General features: G+C 72.2%; 4 protein-coding genes and 1 pseudogene. 3 read left to right on the forward strand and 2 right to left on the reverse strand.

What is annotated here, in order from left to right; translation table 11 throughout:
• Positions 1-98 precede the first annotated feature (98 nt).
• Positions 99-1,385 (forward strand): annotated as a pseudogene (locus tag ACWD3D_RS31420) (DUF5691 domain-containing protein); the annotation flags it as partial.
• A 199-nt stretch (positions 1,386-1,584) separates the two neighbouring features.
• On the opposite strand, the gene ACWD3D_RS31425 reads toward ACWD3D_RS31420, so the two are convergent.
• Positions 1,585-1,998, reverse strand: a complete 414-nt coding sequence (locus ACWD3D_RS31425) for a cobalamin B12-binding domain-containing protein (RefSeq protein WP_451464139.1) — start codon at positions 1,996-1,998, stop codon at positions 1,585-1,587.
• A gap of 726 nt (positions 1,999-2,724) precedes the next feature.
• Between ACWD3D_RS31425 and ACWD3D_RS31430 the strand changes: the two genes are divergently transcribed.
• Entirely contained in the window at positions 2,725-3,651 is a 927-nt protein-coding gene (locus ACWD3D_RS31430; RefSeq protein WP_451464140.1) for an esterase/lipase family protein, read from the forward strand.
• 21 nt (positions 3,652-3,672) lie between these two features.
• On the opposite strand, the gene ACWD3D_RS31435 is transcribed toward ACWD3D_RS31430, so the two are convergent.
• On the reverse strand, positions 3,673-4,539 hold the full coding sequence (locus ACWD3D_RS31435) for a barstar family protein (RefSeq protein ID WP_451464141.1): 867 nt from the start codon (positions 4,537-4,539) through the stop codon (positions 3,673-3,675).
• Between the two features lie 293 nt (positions 4,540-4,832).
• Here ACWD3D_RS31435 and ACWD3D_RS31440 point away from each other — a divergent pair, with 293 nt between their 5' ends.
• Positions 4,833-6,779, forward strand: a complete 1,947-nt coding sequence (locus ACWD3D_RS31440; protein ID WP_451464142.1) for a peptidoglycan DD-metalloendopeptidase family protein — start codon at positions 4,833-4,835, stop codon at positions 6,777-6,779.
• Positions 6,780-6,865 lie beyond the last annotated feature (86 nt).

Consider the following 6,865-nt stretch of genomic DNA (forward strand, 5'->3'; position numbering starts at 1 on the left):
TGATCCGGCCCGGGGTTCCGGGGATTCCCAGATGCACTCGTCACTGACAGAAAGGGACGGATAGCCGGTGTCGACGCCGTTCTATGTCTCACCCCCACGGCTATCGCGCCCCCGCGGCGTTGCTCCCGCCCCTGCTGGACGCGGCGCGGGCCCGTACCGACCTGCGTCCGCACGCCCTGGTCTTCGCCGGTCAGCGTGGCCGCTGGCTGGCCGGCCTGAACACGGACTGGCGGTTCGCCCTGCGTGACGGCGCCCCACAGGCCGCCCTCCGGGGCGGGCCCGGCGGCGGTGCCGACGCGGACGCGGTGCGCGCGCTGTGGGAGGAGGGGCTGTTCACGGAGCGGATCGCGCTGCTCAGTGCCGTACGGCTCCGCGAGCCCGGGGCGGCCCGGGATCTGCTCGCGGGCACCTGGTCCACCGAGCGCGCGGAGGACCGGCTGATGTTCCTGGACACCCTCCGCGCCAAGCTCTCCGGAGCGGACGAGGATCTCTTGGAGACGGCGCTCGGCGACCGCAGCCGCAACGTCCGGGCCACCGCCGCGGAGCTCCTCTCCTCCCTGCCCGACACGGCGTTCGGCCGTCGGATGGCCGCCCGCGCGGTCTCCTGCGTCGGCCTGGACCGCGGATCCGGCGGTCTCTCTCCGAACCCCGGCGGCCCCTCCCTGGTCATAGAGGCACCGTACGAGTGCGACACCGCCATGCAGCGGGACGGCGTGGTGGCCGTACCACCGGCGGGAAAGGGCGAACGATCGTGGTGGTTCGGCCAGTTGGTCGAGTCGACGCCACTCGCCATCTGGTCCGCGAAGCTGGGCGGACGCACGGCGCGGGAGATGGTCCGGCTGCCGGTGGCCGACGACTGGGCCGCCGATCTGCATGCCGCCTGGTGCCGTGCCGCCGTACGCCAGCGGGACGAGGAGTGGGCGCGGGCGCTGCTCGGCGTTCCCACCGCACCCCCGTCGGACGCCACGGGGACGGACTCACCGGCCGAGCGGTCCAAGCTCCTCGCCACCCTGCCCCGGGAGGAACGCGCCTCCTGGGCCGCCGACTTCATAGCGGCCCACGGTCTCTCCGAGGCGTTCCAGCTGCTGGGCGTGTGCGCCGTGCCCTGGGCGGCACCGCTCGGGCGCGCGGTCGTCGACGCACTCGACATCGCCCGGGAAGCGGGCAGTTACCCCTGGAGCTTCAGCGGAGTCATGGGCCTGGCCGAGCGCTGCCTCGACCCCGCCGAGGCCGACCGGCTGGAGGTCCTCACCACGCCGGAGGACGAACGCGAGAACGCCTCACCCGGAGCGGGCGGCTACTGGTCGGAGGCCTTCCAGAGGCTGGTCTCCACCCTCCGCCTGCGAGCGGCCATGGAGGCCGAGCTGGAGGGGGCCTGCCCCTGACGCCGGGGGACGGGCCCCGGCGACCGGGAGCACCACCTGGTACCGAGGCGGCCGTGCGCCCGGCCGCCCGGTCGCACCACTCCGCCAGCCGGAGCACCATCTGGTACCGAGGCGGCCGGGGCTGCGACTCCTCCACCGGGCCACCACCGCCACCGGGTGCGGGCGCCCGGCCCGCATCAGCTGCCCGGCACCGCCCTCATCAGGCGTCCGCGGGGTGCCGGACGTTCGCGTTGACCCAGTCGACGATCGCGGTGGTGGTCGCGCCCGGAGTGAAGATCGCGGCCACCCCGAGTTCCTTGAGCGGCGGGATGTCCTCCTCCGGGATGATCCCGCCGCCGAAGACCTTGATGTCCTCGGCCTCCCGCTCCTTCAGCAAGTCGATCACCTTGGCGAACAACGTGTTGTGGGCGCCGGAGAGGATCGAGAGACCGATCGCGTCGGCGTCCTCCTGGATGGCGGTGTCCACGATCTGTTCGGGGGTCTGGTGGAGACCGGTGTAGATGACCTCCATACCGGCATCCCGCAGTGCCCGCGCGATCACCTTGGCCCCCCGGTCATGACCGTCGAGTCCCGGCTTGGCCACCACCACACGAATCGGACCGGACACACCCATCACTGCCTCCACCTGGTATCCCGCACCGTCGGTCGCGGTCTCCGTCGCACAGACACCACACGGACACCCACAGAGACCGTGCGGGGCCCGCGCCGTGTTCCACACGGCCCCCGCCGTATCCCGCACCCGACGATCAACGGATGTGAACGAACGTTATCCTCAGCATCCTTCCCCGTCCCATCCCGTTTCGTGAAGGACATGAGGGGGGAAATCTCCTTGTGGGACATGTTCGCCATACGCCCGCCCCTGCATCGAGAGGCGCACACCCGCCACCCGGGGGCGGCCGTACGGGGAGCCGCCAGAGGTCGCCGCACACCCGCGCCGTCAGCCGCACGGCGCGGAGGTGCGGCCCCCGCGACCGTCCGGTGCCTCAGCCGTCCGAGCAGGGCTGCCGAGGGACCGTACGGCCCGTCGGCCGGAAGGCCCGGCCACCGGGACCGTGTCCGGGCCGCTCACGGAACGAGACGGCGCGGGACGGAGCAGACGCGGGACACGACGGTGCGGGACAGACCCGCCCCGCCCCGGCACAGCGACCGGAAACCGGCCACCCGGCCCGGCCACCCGGCCACCCGGCCACCCGGCCACCCGGCCACCCGGCAGACGATCCGGGCACCGGACAGAATCCGGAAACCGGACGTCGGTACGCCGGCGGCGACCTCTCCACGGCACCCCCTGAAGGCGCGCGGGACCGAAGCCGTTCGCGCGTGCCGGTGCAGGAGGTCGGCCATGAATCTGCTGTCTCTGCTCACCCTGTTGCCACGACTGCTGCGCCTGCCGTCACCGCATGGTCTGCGCTCGTCGTCCGCGCTGCTCAAAGCCACCGCACTGGACGTGGCGATCCTCGCGGGGCACGTGCTGTTCTACCCGACCGGCCTCACCCCGGAGCGCCGTAAGGCCACGCCCGGCATCGAGCAGGACCTCGACGCGCTGCCCTCGGGCGTCGGCGCGCTGCCCCCGGCCCAGCGGGACGACCGCCCGCCGGTGGTTCTGCTGCACGGGTTCATCGACAACCGCTCGGTCTTCGTGCTGCTCCGCCGCTCCCTGGCCCGGCACGGCAGGCGCCACCTGGAGTCGCTCAACTACTCCCCGTTGACCTGCGACATCCGTACGGCCGCCGAGCTGCTGGGACGGCACGTCGAGGAGATCTGCGAGCGCACCGGTCACCCGCAGGTGGACATCGTCGGGCACAGCCTGGGCGGGCTGATCGCCCGGTACTACGTACAGTGCCTCGGCGGTGACCACCGGGTGCGTGTCCTGGTCACCCTCGGCACCCCGCACGGCGGCACCGCGGTCGCTCCGCTGGCGAGCGCCCACCCGATCGTGCGGCAGATGCGGGCGGGCTCCGACTTCATCGAGGAGCTGCGCACCCCGGCGACCGGCTGCCGGACGCGCTTCGTCGCCTTCTGGAGCGAGCTGGACCGGGTGATGGTCCCCGTGAGCACCGCGCGCGTCGACCACCCGGATCTCGACGCGGAGAACGTACGGGTCACGGGCATCGGCCACCTCGCGCTCCCGGTGCACCCGGCCGTAGCCGCCCGCATCCGCCAGGTGCTGGACGCGCCGGGAGGCGCCACTCTGCCCGGCGCCACGACCCCGGCCGGCCCGACCCGCGCCGGGACCGGCTTCGCGGCGGGCGGCACCACCGTGGCTTGAGGAGGCCGGGGCCGCCTGCCGTCACTTCAGCACCACGGTGACGCGCCGTTCCTCGAAGATCTCCATGAGTACGTCGAAGAACGGAGCCTCCCCGTCACTCGATGGCCCCGGCTCCGCCAACCGCGCCCGCGCTTCGACGGAATCCGTCCAGTCGAGGGTGAATCCGCCGGCGGTACCCCAACCCCCGAACAGGCAGTCGTCCAGCGCGTCCAGGTTCCAACCGAAGTAGCCCAACGGCCCGTTGACGGCTTCACCGATCGCGCACCAGAAGCTGTTCCGGTCGACGACGTGACGGCCGTCCAGGGTTACCGTCCGCCCCGCAAGCGCTTCCGGCTTGCCTCGGCGGCGGTACTCGTGGGAATACAACGCCACCGACAACCAGGCCCATTGCTCGTCACCGGAGAGTCCGCGCCACAGTCCCGTACGGTCCGGTCCCCCGGCCCGGACCAGGTCCCACACGGCGCCCGAGCCGGGCTCTGCCGACTCGCACCACAGGTCGACCGTGAGGTCGACCAACCCGGTCCCGTGGGCGGAGGGCCGGACGTCGACGGCGGTCACCCCGCCGACGAAGTAGGACCCCATGGCGACCCCGTCCGCGTCGAGTACACGGACATGGCCATTCCCCGCGTCGGCACGTCGACCGCCGATGCTGCCGACCGCCTTCAGCAGACCGCCCTCGGGAAGACAGCCCGTGAGGAACACCCGGCGCTGCCCGGAATCGGACTCCCCCTCGGCCTCGTTCCCTCCGTCCGTCTCCCCGCAGCCCTCGTCCCCGCCCACCGGCGTGAACAGTCCCTCCGCGCCGCGCGCGAAACCCCAGAAGTCGCGCTCGTCGTCGGACCGGAGGGCGTAACCCCAGCCCTCGCCACCCTTGATCGCCTCGTCCACCGAATCTCCCCCTCCGAACGAATTCGGACACCGATCTTCCACCGCGTCAACCGTCGCGACTACGTTCCGTCATCACGTACGGCGGAAATCAGAACGGATTTCTCGAACGTAACGCCAACAACGGGTCTCGGCTGCGCCGAAAGGCGCCCGAATGCCCGCTTCCCGCGCAACCAAACGCTTCCGAAGATTGTGGCCGTCACACACCGACAGGTACAGTCGCGGCCACTGCGTCCCCCGGGGCTCACCCCACTGAACTCCGGACTGGTCCTGCTGCCGAGGCGAGAGAGAAGTTGGTGAACGACCAGTACACCCACACCGGGTACGCCGGATACGACACGTCACAGACCGGCAGCCACCCCGCCGGTCCGCTCTACGGGACGCTTCCCGGTGAGCACGGCGTCGCTCCCGGTTCCGGATACGACAGCGACTTCGCGGCGGGCCCCACGGCCGCCGCCCACCACGACACGTATCCCGGTCAGGACACCACCTACGCCGCCGACTCCTCCTGGGAGAACGGCAGCACCTACAGCGGTTATCCGGCGGAGCCCCACCGGGCCACGCACCAGCACTCGCAAGCCACGCATCAGCACTCGTACGACACCACCGGCAGCTGGCCGGTCGGCACGCCCGAGGGGACCGGGCAGTGGGACTCCAGCTCCTGGCAACAGGACGCGACCCACACGACGACCGGGCAGTGGTCCTTCACCGACACCGGCGCCTTCCCCACCACCACCTTCGAATCGGCCCTGTACGAGACGGGGACGTACCAGGCCGCCGCGCCGGCCACCGGTACGTACGAGACCCACGGCGGGTACGACACCACGGGGTACGCGACAGCCCCCACCGCCTACGCGACCGGCACCTTCGACACCGGGGCCTTCGAGACCGGGCCCCACCAGGCCGGGGCCTACGACACCGGGCACTACGACACCGCCGGTGCCTTCGAAGGCACCCACGCCTTCGAAGCGGCGGGCGGCTACGGCACCACCCCCGGCTACGACGGCCCCGGCTACGACAGCCCGGGTTACGACACCCCCGCCTCCGGCATCCCGGTCTACGCGCCCACCGCCTTCGCCACCGGCGCGTACGACACCGGCGCCTACGACGCGACCGCCTGGAACACCGCGTCGGACCCCGACGCCACGCCCGGGGCGACCGCGTACGTCCCGGAACAGATGTCCTACGCGTCCACCGCGCGGCACGAGGCGACACCCGAACACCAGGTCACCGAACACCAGGTCACGGAACACCAGGGCCCCGAACACCAGGGCCCGGAACACCAGGGCCCGGAACACCGGACCTCCGAACACGCGGCCCCCGACGACGACGCGTCGGACGGGACGGACGCACCCGACTCCGCGCGGGACCTCGCCCCCGAGCCGGAGTCCGAGGACCTGTCCGGCCTCCCGGACACCTGGCCCGACCCGTACCAGCCCGCCGTACGGCCCGAGGGCGGGCCCGAAGGCCGGTCCGAGGGCCGGTCCGCCGCCCGGAACCGCGCCCGTCGGCGTACGCCCGCGAAGCGGTCCGCGCTGCTGACGATCGCGGTCCCGTCCGCCTGCGTGATGGGTGTCGCGGGGATCGCGGCGGCTTCGGTGGGTGGGCTCGGGGGCTCCGACGAGACCAAGGACGACACCACGACGATGGCCGCCGCCGACACGGCCGGCATCAAGGCGCTCGCGTCCAACACCAAGCTGGACACCCAGCTCGCGGGAGTCAGCGCGGCCGGTGAGGACTTCCGGGACCGGGCCAGCCGTACGCAGGAGCGCATCGACCTCAAGGAGCGGCAGGCCGCCGAGAAGAAGAAGCGGGAGGAGGAGGCCGCCCGCAAGGAGGCCGCCCGCCCCAAGTACCTGCTTCCTGTGGCCCAGCACGGGCTCAGCGCGTATTTCGGCCAGGCCGGGGTCAACTGGATGTCCGTGCACACCGGCATCGACTTCCCCGTGCAGTACGGGACTCCGGTGATGGCCGCGACCGACGGCACCGTCCGCACTCAGTGGAACAGCGCCTACGGCAACATGGCGATCGTGACCATGGAGGACGGCACGGAGACCTGGTACTGCCACCTGAGCAGCACCAAGATCCGCTCGGGTTCGGTGAAGGCCGGGGACGTGATCGCGTACTCCGGCAGCTCCGGCAACTCCACCGGCCCGCATCTGCACTTCGAGGTGCGTCCGGGCGGCGGCGCCGCGGTCAATCCGCTGCCGTGGCTGGCGAGCCACGGGCTCAACCCGCAGTAGAGAAGCGGAAGTCGCCGGAAGGGGGGGGGGGGGGCGCCCCCCCCCCCCCCCCCGGCGGCGCGCGGCAGGGCGGCCCCCCCCGCCAC

The organism is Streptomyces sp. NPDC002690, assembly GCF_053592415.1.